Here is a 24277-nt window from a genome sequence, read left to right as displayed (position 1 = left end):
AATGCTGGTCGCACGTGACCTCTTCCGTGAGTTCCGTGTCGATAACCCTTTAGTATTTTTTATATCAGGAGTAAAAAGATGGGAATTTTAAGCTGGATTGTATTTGGTCTGATTGCAGGCGTAGTGGCTAAGTTTCTGATGCCAGGTCGTGACGGTGGCGGTTTGATCATGACTATCTTACTGGGTGTGGCCGGTGCCTTCGTCGGCGGCTGGATTGGTACCCAACTGGGCTTTGGCGTGGTCACCGGCTTTAACCTCGGCAGCTTCTTCACCGCCATCGTCGGTGCACTGGCATTGCTGTTCGTATATCGATTGCTTAAGAAGTGATATCAGCACCGAGCTGCGCTAAGGTAATCCCTTACATTTATTTCTAGGAGCACAGATGGCGTCTTCAGCGCAGAGTAAGCCTAAGGTGGGCGTGATTGCTATCGTTTGGCAGCAAGAGCAAGTGTTGTTAGTGAAGCGTAAGTTTGCACCCCATGCGGGTCATTGGGGTTTTCCCGGAGGCAAGCTGGAATGGGGCGAAACCATGGCCCAGGGCGCGGCTCGGGAGTTACGAGAAGAAACCGCCATTCAGGCTGAAATGGACGCCCCTTTTGCTTGCTTTGACGTACTGGAAAACGGGCCGGATGGCGAGTTAGCGCACCATTACGTGATGGTGGCGGTAGTCGGCCATTATGTGAGTGGCCAAGCGCAAGCAGCCGATGATGCCGAAGACGTAGGCTGGTTTTCGCCGCAAGCATTGCCCTCACCTTTATGCCCAGACTTAGCAGAAATAATTACTCGCTCTCGTCAGGATTAAATACCCGCCAAAATAAACCTATAACCGAGTTTTATGCTGTTATTTTTTGCTATGTATTTCAGGTGTCTTTTACTCGTCGGCCAAGCTTGGCTCGCCGCCGGCGCTAGTAAACGAGCCTAAAGCTCAGCCAGTAACGGCATAAAAAATCAGACTGTTATGATTAATTCCTCTCATAGGGGGCTAGGAAATCTTGTATTATTTCGCTATCTTGACGGCATTAAGTATCGCTAGGGCTTAGTTTGCGCGTAGAAACTCGCGTTCAACTGCACATACTTTGGCCAATAATCACGCGAATAACTATGCTAAAAAAGTGCACATTTAGGGTTTTCTCCCGCTCGCTCGGCCTCCTCTTAAGATTAGCGCCGTTGCCTTCCCATCAAACGGATGCCAATGGCCTCGTTTGCTGAGCGTGTTCTGCACCTAATCGTAATCGGCGCTATTTTACTTACCTAACCTCTAAAGGGACTTATGAATATCGAAACCGCTACTGAGCCACAAAGCCAGGTCCAAACTCGTATCGAACACGACTTACTCGGTGACCAAGCCGTCCCCGCTGATGCCCTTTATGGCATACAGACTCAGCGCGCCAAGAAAAATTTCGATATTACTGGCATGCCCATCAGCCACTTCCCTGAATTAGTGAAAGGCCTAGCCATGGTGAAAGCCGCCGCGGCGCGCGCTAACCACAGCCACGGTTTATTGACTGACGATAAAAATAACGCCATTCAAGCGGCCTGCGCCGAGCTGATTAATGGTGAGCATCACGAGCAGTTTATTGTGGATTTAATTCAAGGCGGCGCCGGCACTTCTACCAATATGAATGCCAACGAAGTGATCGCCAATATCGGCTTGAAAAAGCTGGGCTTTGAGTACGGCCAATACGCCAACTTGCACCCCAATAACGATGTTAACCGCTCCCAGTCCACCAATGACGTTTACCCAACATCGGCTCGCATAGCCATCGTCTTTGCAGCGCAAGAGCTGATGGTTACGATCGCTAACTTAAAGGAAAGCTTGGCAGCCAAAGGGCAAGAATTTTCCGAAATCTTAAAGATGGGTCGTACCCAAATGCAAGATGCGGTGCCCATGACCTTAGGCCAAGAGTTTGACGCCTTTGCCGCGGATTTAGCTGCAGAAAACGCCAGCATCAACGAAGCTTGCATGCAGTTATGCGAAGTGAACTTAGGCGGCACCGCCATTGGTACCGGCATTAACGCCCCCGCCGGTTATGCCTGCCTAGCCGTAAGCGAACTGGCTGACATCAGTGGCCTGCCCGTACGTTTAGCACCGAACTTGATTGCCGCCAGCTCCGACATGGGTGCTTTCGTGACTTTCTCTGGCACCTTAAAGCGTCTAGCCGTTAAATTGTCTAAGTTGAGCAACGACTTACGTTTGTTGTCTAGCGGCCCTCGTACCGGTATTGCTGAGATCAACCTGCCTGCCATGCAGCCCGGTTCGTCCATTATGCCCGGCAAAGTAAACCCAGTTATTCCTGAAGCCATGAACCAAACTGCGTTTCAGGTAATGGGCACCGACATGACAGTGACCATGGCCGCCGAAGCCGCACAGCTGCAGCTGAACGCCATGGAGCCGTTGATCATCTACAACCTGCTGAACAACTGCCGCATCTTGAGCAAGTCCATCCATATGCTGGATGAACTGTGCATTCGTGGCATTACCGCCAACGAAGAGCGTTGCGCTTTCCATGTGGAAAACAGCATTGGCATCGTCACCGCCTTAGTGCCTCATATCGGCTATGACAACGCCAGCCGCATCGCCGGTCAGGCACTGTTAAGTGGCTTAGGTGTGGCAGAGTTGGTACGCAAAGAGCAGCTATTAACCGATGAACAACTGGCGGAAATCTTATCGCCAAACGCCATGATCAACTGTGGCTAAGCTCGTGAGAAGTGAGGGGTGAAACGTGAAACGTGAAGCGTGAAGCGTGGAATGGTTTAAAGAGACTCCTTACTCTTCACCAATAAAAAAGGCTCCTATCTAGGAGCCTTTTTTTGATCTGCGTGAAGGGTTAAGCGTGAGACGAAAGGGATAGAGCCACGGGATGAGCGTGGCGCAGGGATGGCGCGCTGCGCCATTTCGCGACTAAAGTCGCGGCTACAATCACCAACTTGGTGTTTAGCTTAGTGCTTGCAGTTCATGGATTGCCGCGTCGCTTCGCTCCTCGCAAAAACAGGTCTTACGGGAGCGGTAAGCCTTTAACTTACGGCGTCACAGGGACTGATATCCTGACTTTCGTCAGGATGACGGCATAAAAAAACACCAGGCCCGCTCTTACCATTAAAGATCTCTTTCCGATCTGATCACTATTGTTCCGTGTCTTCCGTGTTCTTCCGTGTTCTTCCGTTGCCAATAGCCTTTGTTCTGGTTCTTGACCTTTAACTTACCGCTCCCATAGGGATCATGCTCTCTTCACAGACTGGCCAGCAACTGCCATAAGTCCGCTTGCATGGCGCCAGCCGTGACTTCACGCCCGGCACCGGGCCCCTGAATAATTAACGGGTTTTGGCGATAGTGCGTGGTTTCTATGGCGTAGATATTGTCACCGGGGCGCACATGCGCGAAAGCATGATCTCGGCTGACCACTTCTAGCCCCACTTCTGCCTTGCCGGTTATGCCATCAAAGCGGGCCACATGACGCAAGACGCCGTCTACCTCATCGGCTTTAGCCAGCTGATCAGACATAGTCGCATCCAGCTCGGATAAGCGGTCGAAGAAGGCTTCTTTATCGAGCGCTAGCAATGACTCAGGTACTAAGTTGTGTACTTTTACCTGTGCAGGATCGAGATCAAAGCCGGCTTCGCGGGCCAAAATCACCAGCTTGCGCTGTACATCTTGGCCATTAAGGTCTTCTCGCGGATCCGGCTCGGTTAAGCCTTGCTGCCAGGCCTGCAATACCAACTCAGAAAACGGCTGACTGCCATCAAAGTGCTGAAACAACCAACTCAAGGTACCGGAGAAAATACCGCTAATGGCCCGCACTTGCTCGCCCGAGTGCTGCAACTGCTTAATGCTGCTTTGCACCGGCAAACCGGCGCCGACAGTGGCATTACTGAGAAACTGCACATCGTGCTCAACCAAGCTCTGCTTAAGCGGCAGATAAAAATCTTGTGCCGCGGCGCCGGCCAGTTTGTTGGCAGCAATCAGGTGAATGCGCTGTGCCACTAACGCCGGATAATGCGCCACTAACGATTCGGAGGCGGTAAAGTCCAGCGCAATCAGCTGATCAAAACCATGATCGGCAATGTCTTCTAACCAGTCAGGCCACTGCACAGGCTCCGGCTGAAAATCATTCAGCAGTTGCTCCACGGTTAAGCCTTGGCTCGATAACAGCCCGCCTTGGGAGTTAAAGGCGCCGAATAGGGTGAGCTGCACATTCAGCTGCTGCTCTAGATTGGCCTGTTGTGCTTGGTATAATTTCAGCCAAGCTTGGCCAATATTGCCCCGACCAAACAAGATCAAACCAATGCGTTTCGGCCGGCTGAACAAGCTATTATGCAAACGCAGTAACAGCGGCTCCAGCACCATCTTTCGCACCACACCCACTAGGCTAAGGCCGTTAACAGCGGGCTGAATAAACTCCAGCGGCTGTTCATTCAGCGCATGATAAAAGTGTAAACACTGCTCAGGTTGTGCAGTCACGCCTTTGCCGACCAAGGCTACGAGCGAGAAACCTTCGCGCTGCTGCAAGTCTTCAAAACCACCGGAGGTTTGATGGTCACGCAACAAAGAGAACACCTGCTGCGCTTGCTCTGGAGTATAGGCAATTTGCCACAATTTACGTTCAGGCCGACGTTTACAGGCTAAGGGCGCTAACTCGCGACGAGTGAGCCACTCGGTGAGCGCATTCACCCGCTCGTGATAACGGTCTGAGATGCTCATCTCAATTAATACCGCGTCGTCTACCGAGGTCACGATGCGCGCCCCGGGATCTCGCGGGTCATGGCGTAAGATGCGAGTATGGCCATCACCCGGGTGATAACTGCTGCGCAACATAAGCTGTTGCCCGCTCTCGGCCACCGGCCCTAGCGTGCGATTATGCAATACCGACGAGCCTAAGCGCGCCAGCTCAGCGGCCTCTGGCAGTGATAAACGCGACAATAATTGCGCCTCAGAGACCCGTCTCGGATCGGCACTAAACACCCCCGGCACATCACTCCAAATGGTGGTGTGTGAACTGCCCGCCAATAACGCCAATAAGGTAGCGCTAAAGTCCGAGCCATTACGGCCTAATAAGCGCGTGCGACCTTGGTCGTCGCCGGCAATAAAACCGGTTACCACCAACACCTGATGACTGCGCGCACTAAATAGGTTCGCCAACAGCTGGCGAGAAGTAGCGTCGTCTATTTGAACCGGCGAGCCACTTACCCGTAAAAATTCACGGGCATCCAAAGGCGAAGATGCCACGCCTTGGCTGCTCAGTAATGCACTCAATAAACGGGCGGACCACTGCTCACCAAAGGCTTGAATAAAGTTACGCTGATAATCATCAAGCCGCTGGCTTTCTAGCACATGGGCGATGGTGTTGATGTCTACATCCAGTGCCGCTTGCAGCAGCTCAGCCTCAGCTATGGGCAATGTGCTGGTGATCAGCCCTTGCTGATAGCTGTAAATGCCTTCTAGCGTGGTGGCCGCGGCACTGTCGCCGCTATCAAACAGATTAAGTAGCTCAATTAAGCGGTTGGTGGTTTTGCCAGAAGCAGAGACCACCACCAGCGCATCGGTTTGGCCTTCATTAGCAATAATGTCGGCCACACGTTGCAAACCGGTAGCATCAGCCAAACTGCTGCCGCCAAATTTATGGACCGGACGCTTCAAGGTATGCGTATCGGCTTTGTCTGAGCTTGGGTGCGGGATCATTACTGGCTTAACACCTTAAATGCATTGTCAAAATCGGCGATTAAATCTTGTGCATCTTCGATGCCCACAGACACCCGCAGCAGTTGATCATTAATGCCAGCCGTCAGGCGATCCGCTTCCGGCATAGCCGCGTGGGTCATGGTGGCCGGGTGAGCAATCAAACTCTCTACGCCACCTAAAGATTCTGCCAAGCAAAACAGCTTCAGCTCACCCAAGAAAGCGCGCATGCCGGCTTCGTCTGTGTCTAGCTCAAAGCTGAGCATGGCACCAAAACCCGTCTGCTGGCGGGCTGCCACTTCGTGACCTGGGCTGTCTGGTAAGCTCGGGTGATAAATGGCTTTCACCTCAGGGCGCGTTTGCAAATACGCCAAAATAGCATCGGCATTTTCGCAGTGCTGGCGCATCCGCACCCCAAGCGTGCGCAGGCCACGCAATGTTTGGTAGTTATCAAAAGCAGGCCCCGTCACGCCTAAGCAGTTGGCCCACCAGCGCAGCTCTTCCGCTAATTCAGCGCACGCCGCAATCACGGCGCCACCCAGCGCATCCGAATGGCCGTTAATGTATTTAGTGGTGGAGTGCACCACTAAATCGGCACCTAAGGTCAGGGGCTGTTGTAAAATCGGCGATAAAAAGGTGTTATCCACCACGCTCAGCGCGCCTACTTCTTTGGCCGCCGCACACAAGGCAGCAATATCGACCACGCGCAACAGCGGGTTAGACGGGGTTTCAATCCACAGCATCTTGGGCTTTTTCGCCATGGCGGCGGCCAATGCCACTGGGTCGGTTTGATCGACGTATTCCACTTTAAAGTGGCCTTTTTTGGCAAAGGCATTAAACAGGCGATGAGTGCCGCCATAACAGTCGTGGGGGGCGATTAATAAGTCATCGGCGTTTAACTGTGAGGTGACGATCAGGTTAATAGTGCCGGTGCCATTCGCCGTTACCGCGCCGCCCGCGCCTTTTTCTAATTTAGTGAGCGCATCAATCAAGGTTTGGCGGGTCGGGTTGCCCGAGCGGGCATAATCGAAACGACGCTGCTTACCAAAGTCCTCAAACGAAAAGGTGCTGCTCAGATAAATAGGCGGTACTACGGCGCCATGCTGAGTATCCGTGTCAATGCCGGTACGAACCGCATGAGTTTGAGTCTGGTAATCTGGCATATGTTCTCCTTTGCCCACTGGCAGCCTTGTTTAAAATATGTCGTTATTAAATTTATCATTGCCTGCGCGCACAGTAACCCAGCGCAAGCAGGCCGTCAAGCCACCTAGACGGCCAAGCATCTAAGCTGTTGGATTGCCAATATAAGGTGTAGGGGTTACAATCTTGCTCGGATTTTTAACCTTTAATAACCTTGATGCGGGTAGATAATGAAAACTGAATGGAATGGCGACTATATCAGCCCTTACGCCGAGCACGGCAAAAAAAATGAACAGGTAAAAAAGATTACCGTGTCCATCCCGCTCAAGGTGTTAAAGATATTAACCGATGAGCGCACTCGTCGGCAGGTGAATAACTTGCGTCATGCCACCAACAGTGAATTGCTGTGTGAAGCATTTCTGCATGCCTATACTGGCCAGCCTTTGCCCCAAGACGATGATTTGCGAAAAGACGTGCCCGATCAAATCCCGGCCCACGCACGCGATATTATGGCGACACTCGGGATAGAGATTGAAGACTTCGACGTAGACGACGCTGAGTAACCGCACACGCAAAAAAAAGCAGGAGCCGATTAATATCGACTCCTGCTTTTTTTATGCCTAATGTTTACCTGATTACGTATGAACCTCAGCCATAATGCACCCTGTTTCGGTTTGTTCTTTGTAGCTGCCCAATTTATTCGGCAGGCCAGCTCTGCTGGCTATTACTGAGGTTTAGATTTAAACCAAAACACCAAACCGGGCCGAAGTCCTCTTCGCCGAAGAGACGGGCCCCTACAAGGTCAAAATACTAAACTGGGCCTCATATTCTTTACCGAAGAGGCGGCCAACACCTGCAACTCATTGAATTAATTGGTTATTAATTCAATGAAACATTACTGAGCTTTGTGGGTAATCAGGAATGTTTATGCTCGAGTCTGCTGTTAAACTTAGCAGCTCAAACTGGATGATTATTCATCACCCGCCCCTTCTGGCTTGATTAAGATGTTGGCCCAAGTGAGCTCGGGATCACCCATGGTAATAAAATTAGGGTTAATCAACGTCTCGCGTTGGTTGTAACTTAATGGCCCTAAATAGAGGTCCACAATACGCCCGCCTGCCTCTTCTACTATGCACTGAGTGGCACCCGTGTCCCACTCACCGGTGGGGCCAATGCGCATATAAATATCCGCCCCGCCTTCTGCCACTAAACACGACTTTAATGAGCTAGAGCCCAGCGGCACCAGTTCATATTCTAAGTCTGTGGTGAGCCGTGCCCGCACCCAGTCGACATTTTGCCGACGACTCACAGTGATCCGCAGTCTGCGCAGCGGCTTGCTGGCATCATAATGGCTGGCACTAATGGCTCTAATTTCACCATCTGCTTCTTTAAAAGCACCAAAGCCACGCGCCGCATAATACAGCAGGTTATTAACCGGGCCATACACTACACCCAATACCGGCTTGCCGTGTTCAATCAAGGCGATCATGGTCGAAAAATCACCGCTGCCAGCAATAAACTCTTGAGTGCCATCCAGCGGGTCGACCAACCAATAGCGCGGCCAACTGTTGCGTTCAGCCAAGGGCACTTCACAGCCTTCTTCCGATAACACCGGAATATCGGCAATATCGCGCAGTGCCACTTTTAAAAACTCATGCGCCGCTAAGTCCGCATCGGTGACCGGGCTATTATCGTCTTTATTTTGTGCTTGATAGTCGCCACTGTTATAGAGCGACAAAATCAGGCCTCCTGCCTCGCGGGCGGCGGCAATCACACTGGGTAACAAAGCAGAAACATCCATATTTACTCCTTTTTATTGAGCCAGTTTTGCAGCAAATACACACCACAAATGCTGCGAGCTTCACTGAAGTCAGGCCTTGCCATCAACTCATCCAGTTGATCTAATTGCCAAGGCACCACATCAAGTGGTTCTGGCTCATCCCCTTCTAGTTGCTCAGGATACAGATCTCGCGCTAATAAGATATCCATTCGGCTACCAAAATAACCGGGCGCCAGCGTGACTTGTTTTAAGGGTATGAGTTGTCGCGCGCCATAACCCACCTCTTCCATTAACTCTCTATTACCCGCGACCAAGGCATCTTCACCGGGGTCAATTAAGCCTTTCGGAAAACCCAACTCATAACTGTCGGTGCCGGCACTGTATTCTCGGATCAATAAAATAGTGTGCTCATCCAGCATGGGCACCAGCATCACGGAGCCGCGGCCACTGTTTTTCATGCGCTCATAAAGGCGCTCGACTCCATTGCTGAATCTAAGATGTACCGACTCCACCTTGAATAAACGGCTCTGTGCCACCAATTCAGTTGCGAGTATTTGAGGTTTTTGCTTGTTGTCCGCCACGTCTATTCCCATCTCTTGGCTAAGCCTACCCAGAGATTATCGCAACTTAGGCTAAACGTCTGCCTACAATATGATGACAAGCACGGATTAACCGCCAAGATCAGCCGAATGCGGTGGCTTCTGGTATCATTAATTTTTGAGCATCACTCATTTTCATCACTACCAAAGAGCGAGCCAGATGAAAGCAGTAACTAGCAGTGTGCGGTTGGATAAATGGCTATGGGCCGCCCGGTTTTATAAGACCCGCAGCCTAGCCCGCACCATGATCGAAGGCGGTAAAGTGCATTATAATGGTTATCGCAGCAAACCCAGCAAGCTGGTGGAAGTGGGAGACTTAGTAAAATTGCGCCAAGGCAGCGATGACAGAGAAGTATTGGTGCTGGCAGTCTCAGAACACAGAGGCAAGGCCGAACAAGCTCAAGCCTTGTATCAAGAAACAGCCGAGAGCATTAAAAAACGCGAAAAAAATGCCGAGGCGCGTAAGCTCAACACGCTTTTTGCACCTAGCCCAGAGCGGCGACCCGATAAAAAAGAGCGACGCTCTTTATTAAAAATTAAGCACGGCCAAGAATAGGTACAAACAAAGCCGTACGTTAAAAGCCTTACGCTATACGACATAAAACAGCGGAATGCTTTTACGTAAGGCGTACAGCGTTAAACGTAAGGCGCAAGTAAAGCTCGTACCCTTGTTAGTCGTCAGCGCGCCCCCATATTTACTATGACACCATTTATAACGACATCATTTACGACGAAATAGCGTACTACAAAATCACAGTGGCCTAAGGCCGAGACAGGATTGTTATGACTCATATCGACACATTGCATCGTTACTTGTTCGACAACTACCAAGTGCGAGGCGAGCTGGTACAACTGCAGCACAGCTATCAGCAAGTACTGGCCTCGCAAAACTATCCGGTTCCGGTACAACGGCTGCTCGGCGAGTTGCTCACCGCCACCAGTTTGCTGACCGCCACCCTTAAATTTGAAGGCCACATTACCGTGCAGCTGCAGGGCGATGGCCCTGTGTCATTAGCGGTGATTAACGGTGATAACCTGCAGCAACTGCGCGGCGTAGCACGTTGGGAAGGCGAAGTGCCAGACAGCGACCAGCTGTCAGATATTATCGGCAAAGGCTATTTAGCCATCACTATTACCCCCTTTGAAGGCGAGCGTTATCAGGGCATAGTGGAATTAGGCGAGCGCTCTTTAAGCGAAAGCCTAGAGAATTACTTCGCCCAATCGGAACAGCTCACTACTCGTATTTGGCTGTTTACCGACTTAAGCCACGACATGCCGCGCTGTGCCGGCATGCTGTTGCAAGCCCTACCCGATGGCCAAGGTGACGATTTCTCCCATTTAGAGGCGCTCACTAACACCATTAAAGCCGAAGAGCTGATCAATCTAGACGCCCATGAAGTGCTATATCGCTTGTATCATCAAGATGCGGTGCGGGTATTTGATCCCCAAGCGGTGAGCTTTCAGTGCACCTGCTCGCGTGAAAAATGCGAACAAGCCTTACTGCAAATCGGCGAAGCCGAGGCGCTCGATGTCATACAAGAGCAAGGTAAGATCGAGATGAATTGTGACTATTGTGGTCAGCAATATGGCTTTGAAGAAACAGACATCAAGAGTCTGTTTCATGAGCCGCCCACACTGCATTAGTAGTGCACATTCAATACTGGGGCCTAGCGCCCCTTTTTTTATTTAAGACACACAGATCTAAAACTTGAACTAAATCCGCTAATTAACCTAATTTTTGTTGCTCGCTCACAGTCATAAATATCATCTGCACCTATGCTTATTGAAAATTCCCCCTTCTGGAGATAACAATGACGCATCCGGCACAGCAGCTAGACCTTTCCCAATATGGCATCCATGATGCGACCGACATCTTGCATAACCCAAGCTACGAGCAGCTATTTATTGAAGAAACTCGCAGCGATTTAAGCGGTTATGAACAAGGAGTCGAAACTCATCTTGGCGCCGTGGCTGTCGACACCGGTATCTTTACTGGTCGCTCCCCCAAAGATAAATACCTAGTGCGCGACGACCTCACCCGCGACACCTTGTGGTGGGCCGATCAGGGTAAAAACGACAATAAACCCATGAGTCAGCAAACCTGGACTGAGCTCAAGAGCCTGGTTACCGAGCAATTATCTGGTAAGCGCTTATTTGTGATGGATACCTTTTGTGGCGCCAGCCCGAGCACGCGACTGGCGGTGCGCTTTATCACCGAAGTGGCATGGCAGGCGCATTTTGTAAAAAACATGTTTATTCGCCCTACCGAGGCCGAGCTCGCCGACTTTGAGCCAGATTTTGTGGTGATGAATGGTGCTAAGCGCACTAACCCTAACTGGCAAGCCCAAGGCTTAAACAGCGAAAATTTCGTGGCCTTTAACCTCACCGAGCGAGTGCAGCTGATCGGCGGCACTTGGTATGGCGGTGAAATGAAAAAAGGCATGTTCTCCATCATGAACTACCTATTGCCGCTCAAAGGCATTGCCGCTATGCACTGCTCGGCGAACGTCGGCAAAGATGGCGACGTGGCGATTTTCTTTGGTTTAAGTGGCACCGGTAAAACCACGCTTTCTACCGACTCAGAGCGCGCCTTAATCGGCGATGATGAACACGGTTGGGACGATGACGGCATCTTTAACTTTGAAGGAGGCTGTTACGCCAAAACCATTAAGCTTAGCGCTGAACTGGAGCCAGAAATTTATGCCGCCATTCGCCGCGATGCACTGTTAGAAAATGTCACCGTGTTAGCCGATGGCAGTATCGATTTTAACGATGGCAGCAAAACCGAAAATACCCGGGTGTCTTATCCTATTCATCATATCGATAATATTGTTAAGCCCGCCTCTCGGGCCGGCCATGCCAAAAAGGTAATTTTCTTAACTGCCGATGCCTTTGGCGTATTGCCACCGGTGAGTAAGCTCAGCCGCGAACAAGCTCAGTATCATTTTTTGTCGGGCTTTACTGCCAAATTGGCGGGCACCGAACGCGGCGTTACCGAGCCCACCCCCACTTTCTCTAGCTGCTTTGGGGCCGCGTTCTTAAGCTTACATCCTACTCAATATGCCGAGGTGTTGGCCAAGCGCATGGATGCGGTTGGCGCCGAAGCTTATTTGGTGAATACCGGTTGGAACGGCACTGGCGAGCGCATTTCTATTACAGCTACGCGCGCAATTATCAATGCCATTCTAGACGGCTCTATCGAAGAGGCGGAGTTTGTTGAGTTACCTTACTTCCAACTCGCTATTCCTCGCCACTTAGTCGGCATAGCAGACAATGCCATTTTAGACCCGCGTAATACCTACGCCGAAACTCAGGAGTGGGAAGAAAAAGCGCAAGCTTTGGCGCAGCAGTTCATCGCTAATTTCGAGAAGTTTACCGACACCAACGAGGGCAAGGCATTGGTGGCCGCTGGCCCACAGTTGTAACTTTGTTGCTGGAAGAGTGTTCGGTGTGAATATGAAAGATAGGAGGGCCCTCCTATCTTTTTTTATTGGCCCAGTTTTTTAGCCAGCCATCGATATGGGCCGGCGGCAGCGGCTGAGAAATGCCATAACCTTGCACCTGAGCGCACCCTAACTGCTGCAAGCGCGCTCCCTGTTCTGCCCGTTCGACACCATCGGCTACTACATTCAACTTCAAAGTTGCTGCCAGCTGAATAACGCTAGTCACCATGTTCAAATCGTGGGCATTAGACAATAAATCACTGATAAAACTGCGATCTATTTTAATGGTATCTATCGGCAATTGGTTTAAATGATTCAAAGATGCATAGCCGGTACCAAAGTTATCCAACGACATGCTAATGCCTAGATTACGGCAGCGCTGCAATACCGCCACCGCCGCATTGATATCTGCTAACACCGCACTTTCCTGAAACTCTAATTCCAATGAGGACGCCAGTGATGAGGGATATCGCGCCAACAGTTCGCTCAGCTGTTCCGTAAAATCAGGGTGCATTAACTGACCCGCTCCCACATTAACGCTAATCTTAAAAACCAGCCCTTGTTCACGCCAAGCACTCATTTGTTTGAGCACTTCTTCTATCACCCACAGCCCCAGCTCCAACTCCAACGAGCTACCCATGATCAGCGGTAAAAAATCGGCGGGCATCAACAAGCCACGCTCCGGATGTTGCCAGCGTAATAAGGCCTCCAGCTTAACCACGCTTTGGGTATGCAAATCCACCGCCGGTTGGTAATACAATAAGAATTCATCACCGCGAAAGCCTGCCCTCACCTGAGCAAACTGTTGGTGGCGGCTTTGCTCTTGCTGATGCACGGTGGCATCAAAGAACACATAGCCGTTTTTACCCTGCTTTTTAGCCTGATACATGGCCTGATCCGCGAAGCGCAGCAGTAACTCCGCCTCATGAGCATCTTGCGGATACAAAGCCACACCAATACTGGCAGAGATATTCACTATTTCTCCATCAAGATCAAACGGTTGACTGATTATTTTTTGTACCCGATTCAGTATTTCATCACACTCTAAGCTGGAATGCAGGGCGGTAAATAACAAGGCAAACTCATCGCCGCCTAAACGCGACATGGCATCACAGCTGCGGGTGATGAGCCCGAGCCGACGGCTTACTTCAATCAATAATTTATCGCCCGCCGCATGGCCTAAATTATCATTCACCGCTTTAAAGCCATCGAGATCCAAGTAACAGACCGCCAGCTGGCCCTCATTACGCTCGGCTGTGCTAATGGCGCGCTCTAACAGCTCACCAAATAACAGTCGATTGGGCACCCCCGTTAAAGCGTCGTGAAAAGCCTGATGCCGTAATTGAGCCTCATGTAATTTCAAATAAGTAATATCAGTGAATACGGCCACATAGCTAAGTACGTTATCCGCTTCATCCTTCACCACAGTTACCGCTAATAACAGCGAATAGCTTTCACCATTTTTTCTTAAGCTGGTGAGTTCACCTTGCCAGTGATCGGCGGTTTTAAGCTGTTCACATAATTCGTGGTATAGCTCACGATCCACCGACAAATGCTTGAGAAAAGCAGGATAACGACCTTTGACTTCTTCTAAGCTGTAACCCGTAATGCGGGTGAAGGCGGGGTTGATATGAGTAATACAATGCTCAGCATCAGAGACCATAATGCCGTCGTAACTGGACTCAAAAACATTGGCCGCTAGTCGCTGTTGGTGCGCTATCTCTTTTTGATCGCTGATATCATGGCCCACACACAAGGTATCGCCATTGGGCAACTTAATATTGGCCCACTGCATGATGAGGCGCTGACCATTGCGATGGTAAGGCCGCCACTCCTGAAACTCAGAATCGTTAGCGCCATAAAACGCGGCTTTTACTTGATGCTGATCACTGGCATCAGGATAAAACAAATGCAAGGGTGCTGGGTGTTGCTTTATGTCGCTACGGCTCCAACCAAACACGCGCTCACACGCTTCATTCCACAAGATGCAGCGCCCCTCGGCATTAAAGACATTAATGGGAATTGGCGCGTGATCAAATAAAGTTTTCAAACGCTTGAGTAAGCGGTGTGAGGTGTCTTCTCGCAGGTGAGAGCTTGGCACAGGTAGACGTGCTGGCACTGCTTCTTCTTGGCGGGAACCCTCTTGCGTTGCTATCTCTTGCCCCTTTTGCGCTTGGGCGTTGCGTTCTTGTCGCCCTCTATCTTGCCCCACTCTCTTCTGCCACTTTCCCTCCTGCCACAAGAGTGCCGCCTGCACCGCCAAAATATCCAGCAGCAAGCGTTGCTCTGAGCTTAGCAAGGGTGCCGTAGCCTGGTATTTAAGCAGTATTAATCCGTGCAGCTCGCCGCGTATTATGGGCACGGCCACATAAGATTTTGAACCCAGATCTGGCCCAGAAATGGCATTATAAAAAGATTTTTTCTGCCAAATAAACTGATAATCGGCGGCAGTCCATTTAGGTAATAATGGCCAACGGTGTCCCATCACCAATTGCGGCGCAGGTTGTTGGTCGGAAAAAAATACAAAACACGTACCTAAGGCTCCACTGGTTTGGCGCACTTGCTGGCACAGCTGCTCCCAGTCAGTATTTTCTACTGCCATTAGCTTGATAAAGCCATGCTCAGAATCATCCTGATTATGTTGCAGTCGCATATCCATGCTCATTATGGTTATCACTATGCTCAATTAGCCAAGCGCCCGCCCACATAGGCAAGTGCCGCCCTTTTCGAGAGTAAGTAATAATCATAGAACATTGATCACGATTATGGTGTGGGATGCCAGCATTCTTTGGCCACATCAAAAAAGCCCTTAGCTAGCACACTGGCATGTGCATCGTTGCGCATCACTAGCGCACCAAGGCGCGCCATAGCAGGTAATGCCAGAGGCCGAATTTCCACACCCGGCAGTTCGGCAAACAACACACTGCCAGCAGGGATCAGCGCGCATCCTAAACTAGAGTGCACGGCGCGCATCAAACGATACACAGAATTAGAGCTCAATACCGGCTGCAACTGAATGTTTTGCTGGGCAAACAGGGTGTCGAGATAACGACGGAAATACATCCCCGCTTTAGGTAAACACAAAGGTAACTCCGCTAAGTCAGCCAAGGTAGGCGCGGCAGGTATGCGCTCACGCCAGCCCGGACCAAAGGCCACCACCACGCCTTGCTCTGGCAGCGCTAAGCTGTTTAATCGCGCCAGCACCTCGGTTTCAAAAAAGCCGCCACCGATATCAAGGCTGTTATTGGCTAAGCCCTGCAAAATCTCATCGGCGGTCATATCATTGATCTCAAAACTTAAATGAGGATAACGCTGCTGTAAACGCACGAGTATTGGGCTCAAATCCATGCAGCTTAGCGGCACCAAACCAATGCGCACCGTACCGGTGAGGCTGCCCTTCATGGCCTCTACCTCTAATTTAAGGTTGTCATAATGACTTAATAGCACCCGCGCCTGCACCAATACCCGCTCACCTTCGGGGGTAAAGCCTTCAAACTGTTTGCCGCGACGTATCAGCAGCACGCCCAGTTCCGTTTCCAGCTGTTTAAGCCGCATAGACAACGTGGGCTGAGTCACGTGACAGGCTTGTGCCGCGCGGCCAAAGTGGCGCTCTTGTGCCAAGGCACACAAATAATGCAGCTGTTTAATGTCCATAACTGGCTCGCCTTTAATCAATATAAAAGATGATTGAAAGATTCTTTGATAGATAACATCAATCATATTATCGATCCTTTCAATTAGATCACCTAGGACTGGCTGTCTACACTGATTTTATTGGGTTAGGCATTTATTCGCTGGGTTGAATCTGGTTATGAGCAAAAAAATTAAACCGTATCAAGGGCCCGCCGGTGGCTGGGGTGCATTGTCATCCACCACCCGCTTTGTATTTGGTAGCAAACAGCCGGCGGCCAATATTCGCAACTTATTGCGGGCCAATAAGGTAAAAGGTTTTGATTGCCCAGGCTGTGCTTGGGGCGATGAACCGGGCAAGCACTTCTCCTTTTGTGAAAACGGCGCCAAGGCCATTAGCTGGGAAGCCACTACCAAGCGTGTTACTCCCGCTTTTTTTGCCCAGCATTCACTCAGTCATCTAATGCGCCAAAGTGATTATTTTCTCGAATATCAAGGTCGGCTTGAACAGCCCATGGTGCTTAATCGGGAAACAGATCATTATGAGCCTATTTCTTGGCAGGATGCCTTTGCACTTATTGCCCGCCATTTGCAGGCATTAGAGCATCCAGACCAATTAGAGCTGTATACCTCAGGCCGAGCCAGCAACGAAGCCGCCTATCTGTATCAATTATTTGGCCGCAGTTTTGGTACCAATAACTTTCCCGACTGCTCCAATCTCTGCCACGAAGCCAGCGGCGTTGCACTCACCCAAGCCATTGGCGTGGGCAAGGGTACCGTCACACTAAAAGATTTCGACGAAGCCGATGCCATTTTCGTATTTGGCCAAAACCCCGGTACTAACCATCCACGTATGTTGCATAGCTTGCGTAATGCCGCTCGCAACGGCGCCGCCATTGTTAGCTTTAACAATCTGAAAGAAAGAGGGCTAGAGCGATTTGCAGATCCGCAAAGCCCTATCGAGATGCTCACGCCCGCAGACTCGCGCATTTCCAGCCATTATTTTTGTCCGCGCTTAGGCGGCGATATGGCAGCGGTGCGCGGCATGGTGAAGCAGTTACTGGCGTGGGACTCAGCCGCCTTGGCCGAGGGCAAAGCGGGAATCTTTGACCGCGACTTTATCGCCGAGCATACGGCAGGGCTTGATGCTTACTTGGCACAAGTTGCTGCCACCTCTTGGGCGCAGATCACCGAGCAATCGGGGTTGAGCCAGGCACAAATTACTCAAGCGGCACGCGTGTATGCGGATGCCAAGCGGGTAATCATCACTTGGGCCATGGGCATTACTCAGCACAAACATTCGGTGGCCACCATCCAAGAGATCACTAACTTACAGTTGTTATGTGGTCAGCTGGGTAAGCCGGGGGCGGGTTTGTGCCCAGTGCGCGGCCACAGCAATGTGCAGGGCAACCGTACCGTGGGCATTAATGAACAACCCAGCAGCGCTTTTTTAGACAGTTTAGAGCAGCACTTTAAGCAGCCGATGCCGCGCCGCGCCGGACATAATGCGGTGGCGGCCATTCAAGCCATGCTAGACGGCCAGTCCAAAGTATTTATCGCCCTTGGTGGCAATATTGCAGCAGCGGCTCCCGACACCCTTGCAACAGGGCGTGCCTTAACCAACTGCGCGCTTACCGTGCAAATTAGTACCAAGCTCAACCGCAGCCATTTAATGGCCGGCAAAGAGGCGCTGATTTTGCCTTGCCTGGGCCGTACCGAAGCAGACTTACAAGCCAATGGCCCGCAATTTATTACGGTGGAAGACTCGTTCAGCATGGTGCATGCCTCCCAAGGCGTGGGCAAACCCAATAGCCCACAGCAACGTTCAGAAACCGCCATTGTGGCCGGTATTGCCCAAGCCATACTGGGAACCAAACCACTAGACTGGCTAGCCATGGCACAGGATTACAATATGATCCGCGACCACATGGCCGCCACCTTGCCAGGTTTTGAGCAATTTAATGAACGACTCACTGCACCCGGCGGTTTTTATTTGGGTAACAGTGCCGCCCGTTATCAATGGCAAACCGTGAACGGTAAGGCAAATTTTGCCGCCACGGCGCTGCCCACTCACCTGATCCCAGAAGCCATTACCGCCAAGGCCCAAGGCTTGCTATCTACCCTACAAACTCTGCGTTCCCACGATCAATACAACACCACTATCTACGGCATGGACGATCGCTATCGCGGTGTTTATGGCCAGCGCATGGTGTTGTTTATGAACCCAGACGAAATAAAGCGCCGCGGATTAAAGGAAGGCGACTGGGTAGAGTTAAGCAGTGTCTGGCTGGATGATGTGGAGCGTAAAGTAGAGGGCTTTAAGATAGTGGCTTATGATATTCCACCGGGTAACGTGGCGGCCTATTACCCAGAAACCAACCCGCTGGTGCCCTTGCACAGCGTGGGCGATGGCAGTGATACGCCTACCTCCAAAGCCATACCCATATTGATCCGCAAGCAAACCGCACCACGCCTGATTTAGCCACTCATTTATCAGAGAGGTTTATCAGACAAGCTTAGACGGGCCTAGGTCGAACACGCTCGAATATTGTCGACCTGTGCTCTACGCTTGAGTAGCTCTGATGTGGAAACTAGGGATGTGAAAACTAGGTTTGGACCATCAGAGTGAACACTCAGCATAAAATGGGAGTCATCATGAAATATGCTTTATTAACGACAGCGCTGTTAACCACCGCCCTCAGTGGCACGGCACTGGCGAACGATGTGAATATTGAAATTCATCAGGTGGATGAGCAAGGAACCACTAGCTCGCTGGGTACCATTAAAGTGGCGGAAACCGACTACGGCCTGTTATTTACCCCTAATTTATCTAATTTAGCCGCTGGTATTCATGGTTTTCATATTCACGAACACCCAGACTGCGGCCCTAAAACAGGCGAAGACGGTAAAACAGTCCCCGCCGGTGCGGCAGGCGGTCATTATGATCCAGAGAAAACCGGTAAACACCTAGGCCCGTATGATGCCAAAGGTCATTTGGGTGATTTGCCCGCCCTGTATGTGGATGCCAACGGCCAGGCTAATTATCCGGTGTTAGCGCCTAAACTTGAAAAGCTCAGCCAAATTCAAGGTCGCGCCATCATGATCCACGCCGGTGGTGATAACCACAGCGATACCCCAGCCCCATTAGGTGGCGGCGGTGCCCGTATGGCCTGTGGCGTGATTAAGTAACTTACACGTGAGGAGTGAATGGTGAGGCGTGAGGTGTAAGACAACATGGTCTGCAAGTTTAGTGTTCGGCTCTTACGCCTCACATTCTTTACCCACGCATAAAAAGAGCACTTAAAGTGCTCTTTTTATCGGCGCTTGCCGCTGTGTACTGTGGTCTTATGTTCTATGCCTTGGGCTTGTGGTCCAGCTCCTACAGAGTCGGTCATGACTCCGGTGATAGTCTGCAACCGACTGAACATTTCGGTAAACTACTCGCCTGATATTGAACTCAAGGGTCTGTTGCGTCCCGAAACCACCTGAATACACAAGGACAATAAAAAGATGTCATCAAGCGGCAAGCGTGATTTTTTGGAAGGGGTAAGAGATTTGCTGCCGATGGTACCAGGGGTATTGCCTTTTGGGCTCATTGCCGGGGCCAATGGCACCAGTCTGGGCTTCAGCCCCGAGATGACCATTGGCATGACATTACTGTTTTTTGCCGGTTCGGCACAGCTGGCGGCCTATCAGTTGATTCAAGAACAGGCACTACCGGCGGTCATTATCTTCACCGCGTTAATGGTGAATATTCGCTTCCTTATCTATAGCGCCACCTTCGCCCCGCTGCTGCACTCATTGAAGACCCGCCACAAATGGCCTCTGGTATACCTGATCAGCGATCAGGCCTATGGGTTGTGTGCGACTCGCTTTACGCCCGAACAGAGTGACAGAGAGAAGCTTTATTATTTCGCCGGTACGGCAGTGGCGCTAGCGGTAAGCTGGGTTGGCTCTGTCATCCTCGGCTTGCTGGTTGGCGAGCAAATACCGGCCGAGTGGTCACTGGAGTTCGCCATTCCCCTAGCATTCATCGCCATGCTGGTATCGAGTATTCGTAACCGGGCATCGCTGATCACAGCGGTGTTTTCGGCCCTCGTGGCCACCAGCTTAATCCAGCTTCCCTATAACCTGGGCTTTATTGCGGCCATTATCGGCGGTACCACTATCGGCCTAATTGCCAGCTCTTTCATCACCAAAATCAGTCTGAAGGCACAAAGGGAAAACAATGGATAACCTGACACTCTGGATGATATTTATCGCCGTCTGCATCGGCACCTTCGCCATTCGGCTGTCGTTCGTGCATCTCCATGGCAGGGGCAGCTTCAATATTGGTAAGCACCAGACCACATTGCAGCTGCTGGCCCCGGCCGTGTTGGCCGCGCTGTCCATCCCTGCCATTATATTTCAGGATAAAGCCACGCTGGATTCGGTGAGCATCGCACAGATAACGGCGGCCCTAGTCACGGCCATACTGGCCTGGGCTTTCAAGGGGGTCTTCTGGCCCTTGTGTTTGGGCATGATCACCTTCTGGATTATGAAGTTTTACAGCTTCTAGCAACCCGTTCAGGCTCGGCCTTGCTCAGCAAAAAGCAAGGCCCTCCACCACCCCGCTTAGTATGCGAAGGGAGCCACGGCTCCAGCCATCGTTTCCAAATGCCAGAAACACCAAAGCCAGCCCTTGCGGCTGGCTTTTAATGCTCTGTGTTAGGCTTGTGGCCCAGTTCCCAGCCTAACATTCGATTAAAATGCGGCCTTTGTGAGGCTTACCGATGGGGTAACATCGGCTTGCAACAGGCTCCGAGGATATCGGTCTGTTTGTCTCCAGCAGATGAAGCTATAGTAGCGCTTATCTTAGGGAGAGTGGTTGCAAAGATGCGGTTAATATCGACTTCTAACGCAATGATTCACCCTTTATAATGCAAAATTAGCTTAGTTATATCTCAGGGGTAATATTTTGAGCAATCTAGTGCAACTAGACAGAACCGATCGCCGTATTTTAGAGCTGATGCAAGCCAATGGTCGCATTAGTAATCTGGAGCTGGCCGAGCGCGTTGGTTTATCGCCTTCACCCTGCTCGCGGCGGGTAAAAGCCTTGGAAGACGCCGGCTTAATTGCCGAGCATGTCACCTTGCTCAATGCCAATAAGCTAGGTTTAAGCTTACAAGCCTACATTCATATCTCGCTGGACCGCCATACGCCCGAGCGTTTTGAGTCTTTCGATGCGGCTATTAATAGTTTTTCTGAAGTCTTGGAATGTGACTTGGTCACCGGCACCGAAGCCGACTATCAGTTAAAAGTGGTGGTGCGCGACATGGAGCATTATCAGCAGTTTTTACTGGGTAAACTCACCCGCGTAAATGGCGTAACCGGCGTGCGTTCTAGCTTTGTGCTGCGCCGCATCAAGCACGAAACCGCCCTGCCGCTGGATCATTTGGGCTAGCTTGGTTAAAACTGAAGTGTCAGGGCTGAAGCACCAGCACTTAAACATAAGCACTGAACTATATGGCGTGAGGCGCAAGCCGATAAGGAGCAAGATGATGATGAACTGTGAACAGCACGACTATATCGAAATTGCCTGCCTGTATCGTTACCCCGTGATCTTAACGCTCAATTCGGGAGACGTGATTAATGGCATCGCCATAGATACCACTCGCGACCCCAACCACCAAGAATGCATCCAAGTGCTGGTGGAGCACAGAGCCATACTGGTGCCTTTAGCCGAGCTTATTAGCATGAAAAGTGCCACCTTCAATCCCCATTTTGACTACATTGCCTTTAGCTGAGTTGAGTTATCATCTAAAAGCGGCCTATTTTTATATCTTCTTGATACCAAGCCGCTTTTAAAGAACCATACACGGGGAAATAAACCGCACTCAGAGCAGAGCGCGGCTTTTAATTTCTTTAGATTTATAAGGACGAATGGGGAGAGCGAGGGCCAAACAAAATGCCATTCGGCGTACCAGCAGTTAACAACCGCGCGCTGGTAATACCAGAGATTTCATGCCCTTTATCAGTCAGCGTATTAGCAACCTGCTCTATTACTGCCTGCACCATCATAACAAGCACACTACTAGAGCTAGAGCTCTGCTCCGTACTGGAGGCAGTTGCCGAACCAGACCATAGTTTTTGACCGGTACGCATATCAACTAATTCAGCATTGGCCGTGACACGCGTATCACTGCTGATCACTCTGTAGCTGGTGCCATATTCTGCAACATCTATATAAAGCACCGCATCAGCACCAAATATTTCATACAATTTATCCAGAGGTACATTATGGATATCTTCTGGTGTGGTCATGCCATTCTGGCGAAATGCTTCATCCACGACCGCAACGGGGAAAACATAGTACCCAGACTCCGCTAATGGATGAGTAACTCGCGACAGCACGCTGTAACTCGCGTTGACATCAGGCGACTGGTTAGAGGGTGGTAATACCAATATTGATTTAGGCTTTGCCTGTTTAAACGCTGAGTAATCATAGGGCTCTGGCGTCGCGCACGCGGTCAGACCAGCAATAATAAGTAACAAAAATGGGTATAATATCCGCTTCATTACAGTGCATCCTTATTCTGTTTAAGCAAAAAATCCATAAACATCGCAGACTCCGGGAACAAATGCTTTTCCATTGCAAACTGCTCTAATGCTTGCTGCTCTCTGCCACTATTGGCATAGAGCAAACCAAGGTGAGCATGTAAGCCCGGAGCCACTCTGCGGTCACTCGCCTTTGCTTTTTCTAGGCTTGTTTCTAAGGCGGCAACCTGTTCGTCAGCGTTATTGTCGGTCTGGTAATACTGATAAACCGATGACTGATAACCATCCCATTGATAGAGAGATTGTGGTGCGGTGGCACAACCAACCAGTGCTAGGGAAACTGCCAGTAATGGCAAAATAAAAATATTCTTAAACATGATTTTTTCTGCTCCGTTACTGCGCGGGATTCCAGGCGCCATGATCAATACCAGTGACGAGATTATTTACCGCTTCGCGAATAGCCAAATCTAAGACCTTGCCGTTCAGCGTTGAGTCATAACCAGCAGTACCACCAAACCCAATGACTTCACGGTTAGACAAACTGAATTCCCCTGCGCCCTGAACCGAATAAACGACTTCAGAGGTATTTACATTCACCACATTCAAGTTGACTTTGGCATAGGCAATCTGCGATTTACCTCTGCCCAATATGCCAAATAGCTGGTGATCGCCAACAGCTTTACGACCAAATTCGGTAACATCACCAGTCACCACATAATCCGCGCCTTTTAATTGCTGAGCCTGACCTTTTATACCTGCTTCGGCCTGTATTTCTTTCATATTAGTTCTATCTAAAACACTAAATCTATTACTTTGCTGAAGATGAGTAACCAGAATAGTGGTCGACTGATTACCTAACCGGTCTACACCATCAGAAAATATGCCGCGCTGGAAGGTGGATCGATTTTCAAACTTACCCACAGAGATCGGGCTTCGTGGCCCCTGATATTGGCTGCCATAGGAATTAACTTTCTCCACAGCCAGAGAACGTGATGACTCAGAGGCACAACCACTAATTAATGAAGCCGAAAGTAAGGCTGCACTAAATACTATTATTTTTTTCATATATAATTTCACCATGATATTGATTAAAGGTACGCGTCAACTTTCGTCGCATAATATCATTACTAAAACATTTATCAGGTAAAAAGTTAAAAAACTAACACATAAAAACTTTTCGCCTGAATATTCTTCGTAATATTGAAGATATTCTGAAAATTAGCGGGATATTCGTATTATTCACTCAACTTTTTATTCCGCCATATCCAAAGACAAAAACAAGCGCCGCTCGCCTGTTGGCAGCGGCGGAGATCTATGCCATAAACCTCGGCTTATATTATCTTGCCAGTCCTTTATCGGCCTGGGATTGATTAAGGTGTGTTGTTACGGAATTAAGTCCATTTCCGTTAAGCTTCCTTCTTCGCAGCGGCTCAGCCACAATGACCCGCATGTATTTGGCTACTGACAAGATTGC

At 50.3% G+C, this 24277-nt stretch carries 23 protein-coding genes; 13 read left to right on the top strand and 10 right to left on the bottom strand.

The features are described from left to right. Positions 1-78: 78 nt before the first annotated feature. From CBP31_RS08700 to CBP31_RS08690, 3 genes are all read left to right on the top strand, one after another. On the top strand, positions 79-327 hold the full coding sequence (locus CBP31_RS08700) for a GlsB/YeaQ/YmgE family stress response membrane protein (protein WP_087036403.1): 249 nt from the start codon (positions 79-81) through the stop codon (positions 325-327). Positions 328-382: 55 nt separating this feature from the next. Beyond that, positions 383-802: an NUDIX hydrolase gene (locus CBP31_RS08695; RefSeq protein WP_087036401.1), complete on the top strand. Its 420-nt coding sequence runs from the start codon at positions 383-385 to the stop codon at positions 800-802. A 468-nt stretch (positions 803-1270) separates the two neighbouring features. After that, positions 1271-2698 (top strand): aspartate ammonia-lyase, encoded by a 1428-nt coding sequence (locus CBP31_RS08690; protein ID WP_087036399.1) that lies wholly within the window; start codon positions 1271-1273, stop codon positions 2696-2698. A 531-nt stretch (positions 2699-3229) separates the two neighbouring features. Here the strand turns inward: CBP31_RS08690 and metL are convergent. Continuing rightward, positions 3230-5677 (bottom strand): bifunctional aspartate kinase/homoserine dehydrogenase II, encoded by a 2448-nt coding sequence (metL, locus tag CBP31_RS08685; protein WP_087036397.1) that lies wholly within the window; start codon positions 5675-5677, stop codon positions 3230-3232. Then, positions 5677-6837, bottom strand: coding sequence for a cystathionine gamma-synthase (gene metB / locus CBP31_RS08680; protein ID WP_087036396.1), 1161 nt, complete (start codon positions 6835-6837; stop codon positions 5677-5679). Before metB ends, metL begins: the two co-directional genes overlap by 1 nt. Positions 6838-7044: 207 nt before the next feature. On the opposite strand from metB, the gene metJ reads away from it, so the two are divergent. Then, complete coding sequence (gene metJ / locus CBP31_RS08675; RefSeq protein WP_087036393.1) at positions 7045-7377, top strand: met regulon transcriptional regulator MetJ; 333 nt, start codon at positions 7045-7047, stop codon at positions 7375-7377. A gap of 407 nt (positions 7378-7784) precedes the next feature. Here metJ and cysQ read toward each other — a convergent pair whose 3' ends face one another. Both cysQ and nudE read right to left on the bottom strand, forming a co-directional pair. Then, entirely contained in the window at positions 7785-8615 is an 831-nt protein-coding gene (cysQ, locus tag CBP31_RS08670; protein WP_087036391.1) for a 3'(2'),5'-bisphosphate nucleotidase CysQ, read from the bottom strand. A 2-nt stretch (positions 8616-8617) separates the two neighbouring features. Next, positions 8618-9187, bottom strand: coding sequence for an ADP compounds hydrolase NudE (gene nudE, locus CBP31_RS08665; protein ID WP_169712995.1), 570 nt, complete (start codon positions 9185-9187; stop codon positions 8618-8620). Positions 9188-9353: 166 nt separating this feature from the next. On the opposite strand from nudE, the gene hslR reads away from it, so the two are divergent. From hslR to pckA, 3 genes are all read left to right on the top strand, one after another. Next, positions 9354-9749, top strand: a complete 396-nt coding sequence (gene hslR / locus CBP31_RS08660; protein ID WP_087036388.1) for a ribosome-associated heat shock protein Hsp15 — start codon at positions 9354-9356, stop codon at positions 9747-9749. Between the two features lie 227 nt (positions 9750-9976). Next, the gene (gene hslO, locus CBP31_RS08655) at positions 9977-10837 is read left to right on the top strand and encodes an Hsp33 family molecular chaperone HslO (protein ID WP_087036386.1); all 861 of its coding nucleotides are present in this window, start codon (positions 9977-9979) and stop codon (positions 10835-10837) included. Positions 10838-11004: 167 nt separating this feature from the next. Beyond that, positions 11005-12618: a phosphoenolpyruvate carboxykinase (ATP) gene (gene pckA / locus CBP31_RS08650; protein ID WP_087036383.1), complete on the top strand. Its 1614-nt coding sequence runs from the start codon at positions 11005-11007 to the stop codon at positions 12616-12618. Between the two features lie 52 nt (positions 12619-12670). On the opposite strand, the gene CBP31_RS08645 is transcribed toward pckA, so the two are convergent. Both CBP31_RS08645 and CBP31_RS08640 read right to left on the bottom strand, forming a co-directional pair. Further along, positions 12671-15301 (bottom strand): sensor domain-containing protein, encoded by a 2631-nt coding sequence (locus CBP31_RS08645; protein WP_087036380.1) that lies wholly within the window; start codon positions 15299-15301, stop codon positions 12671-12673. A 98-nt stretch (positions 15302-15399) separates the two neighbouring features. Then, positions 15400-16290, bottom strand: coding sequence for a LysR family transcriptional regulator (locus CBP31_RS08640; RefSeq protein WP_087038677.1), 891 nt, complete (start codon positions 16288-16290; stop codon positions 15400-15402). Positions 16291-16447: 157 nt separating this feature from the next. Between CBP31_RS08640 and CBP31_RS08635 the strand changes: the two genes are divergently transcribed. From CBP31_RS08635 to CBP31_RS08610, 6 genes are all read left to right on the top strand, one after another. Further along, positions 16448-18748, top strand: coding sequence for an FdhF/YdeP family oxidoreductase (locus CBP31_RS08635; protein ID WP_087036378.1), 2301 nt, complete (start codon positions 16448-16450; stop codon positions 18746-18748). 173 nt (positions 18749-18921) lie between these two features. Continuing rightward, the gene (sodC, locus tag CBP31_RS08630; protein WP_087036376.1) at positions 18922-19455 is read left to right on the top strand and encodes a superoxide dismutase family protein; all 534 of its coding nucleotides are present in this window, start codon (positions 18922-18924) and stop codon (positions 19453-19455) included. A gap of 321 nt (positions 19456-19776) precedes the next feature. Continuing rightward, complete coding sequence (locus tag CBP31_RS08625; protein ID WP_087036374.1) at positions 19777-20502, top strand: AzlC family ABC transporter permease; 726 nt, start codon at positions 19777-19779, stop codon at positions 20500-20502. Next, positions 20495-20824, top strand: coding sequence for an AzlD domain-containing protein (locus CBP31_RS08620; RefSeq protein WP_087036372.1), 330 nt, complete (start codon positions 20495-20497; stop codon positions 20822-20824). Before CBP31_RS08625 ends, CBP31_RS08620 begins: the two co-directional genes overlap by 8 nt. A gap of 399 nt (positions 20825-21223) precedes the next feature. Then, positions 21224-21709 carry an Lrp/AsnC family transcriptional regulator gene (locus CBP31_RS08615; RefSeq protein ID WP_087036370.1) on the top strand — a complete coding sequence of 162 codons (486 nt, stop codon included), beginning with the start codon at positions 21224-21226 and terminating at the stop codon, positions 21707-21709. A 94-nt stretch (positions 21710-21803) separates the two neighbouring features. Then, positions 21804-22052: a Rho-binding antiterminator gene (locus CBP31_RS08610; RefSeq protein ID WP_227874980.1), complete on the top strand. Its 249-nt coding sequence runs from the start codon at positions 21804-21806 to the stop codon at positions 22050-22052. Between the two features lie 124 nt (positions 22053-22176). On the opposite strand, the gene CBP31_RS08605 is transcribed toward CBP31_RS08610, so the two are convergent. The 4 genes from CBP31_RS08605 to CBP31_RS08590 form a co-directional block, all read right to left on the bottom strand. Further along, a complete protein-coding gene (locus CBP31_RS08605) occupies positions 22177-22824 on the bottom strand; it encodes a DUF799 domain-containing protein (RefSeq protein ID WP_087036366.1) in 648 nt (215 codons plus the stop codon). Then, positions 22824-23180 carry a DUF4810 domain-containing protein gene (locus CBP31_RS08600; RefSeq protein WP_087036364.1) on the bottom strand — a complete coding sequence of 119 codons (357 nt, stop codon included), beginning with the start codon at positions 23178-23180 and terminating at the stop codon, positions 22824-22826. Before CBP31_RS08600 ends, CBP31_RS08605 begins: the two co-directional genes overlap by 1 nt. Positions 23181-23196: 16 nt before the next feature. Next, entirely contained in the window at positions 23197-23868 is a 672-nt protein-coding gene (locus CBP31_RS08595; RefSeq protein ID WP_087036362.1) for a CsgG/HfaB family protein, read from the bottom strand. Between the two features lie 186 nt (positions 23869-24054). Continuing rightward, complete coding sequence (locus CBP31_RS08590; protein ID WP_265414973.1) at positions 24055-24159, bottom strand: DUF1826 domain-containing protein; 105 nt, start codon at positions 24157-24159, stop codon at positions 24055-24057. Positions 24160-24277 lie beyond the last annotated feature (118 nt).

It is taken from the genome of Oceanisphaera profunda (genome assembly GCF_002157895.1).
Lineage (GTDB): Bacteria > Pseudomonadota > Gammaproteobacteria > Enterobacterales > Aeromonadaceae > Oceanimonas > Oceanimonas profunda.
Note: the sequence above shows the minus strand (reverse complement) of the source record. Positions and strands in the feature narration are given on the sequence as shown.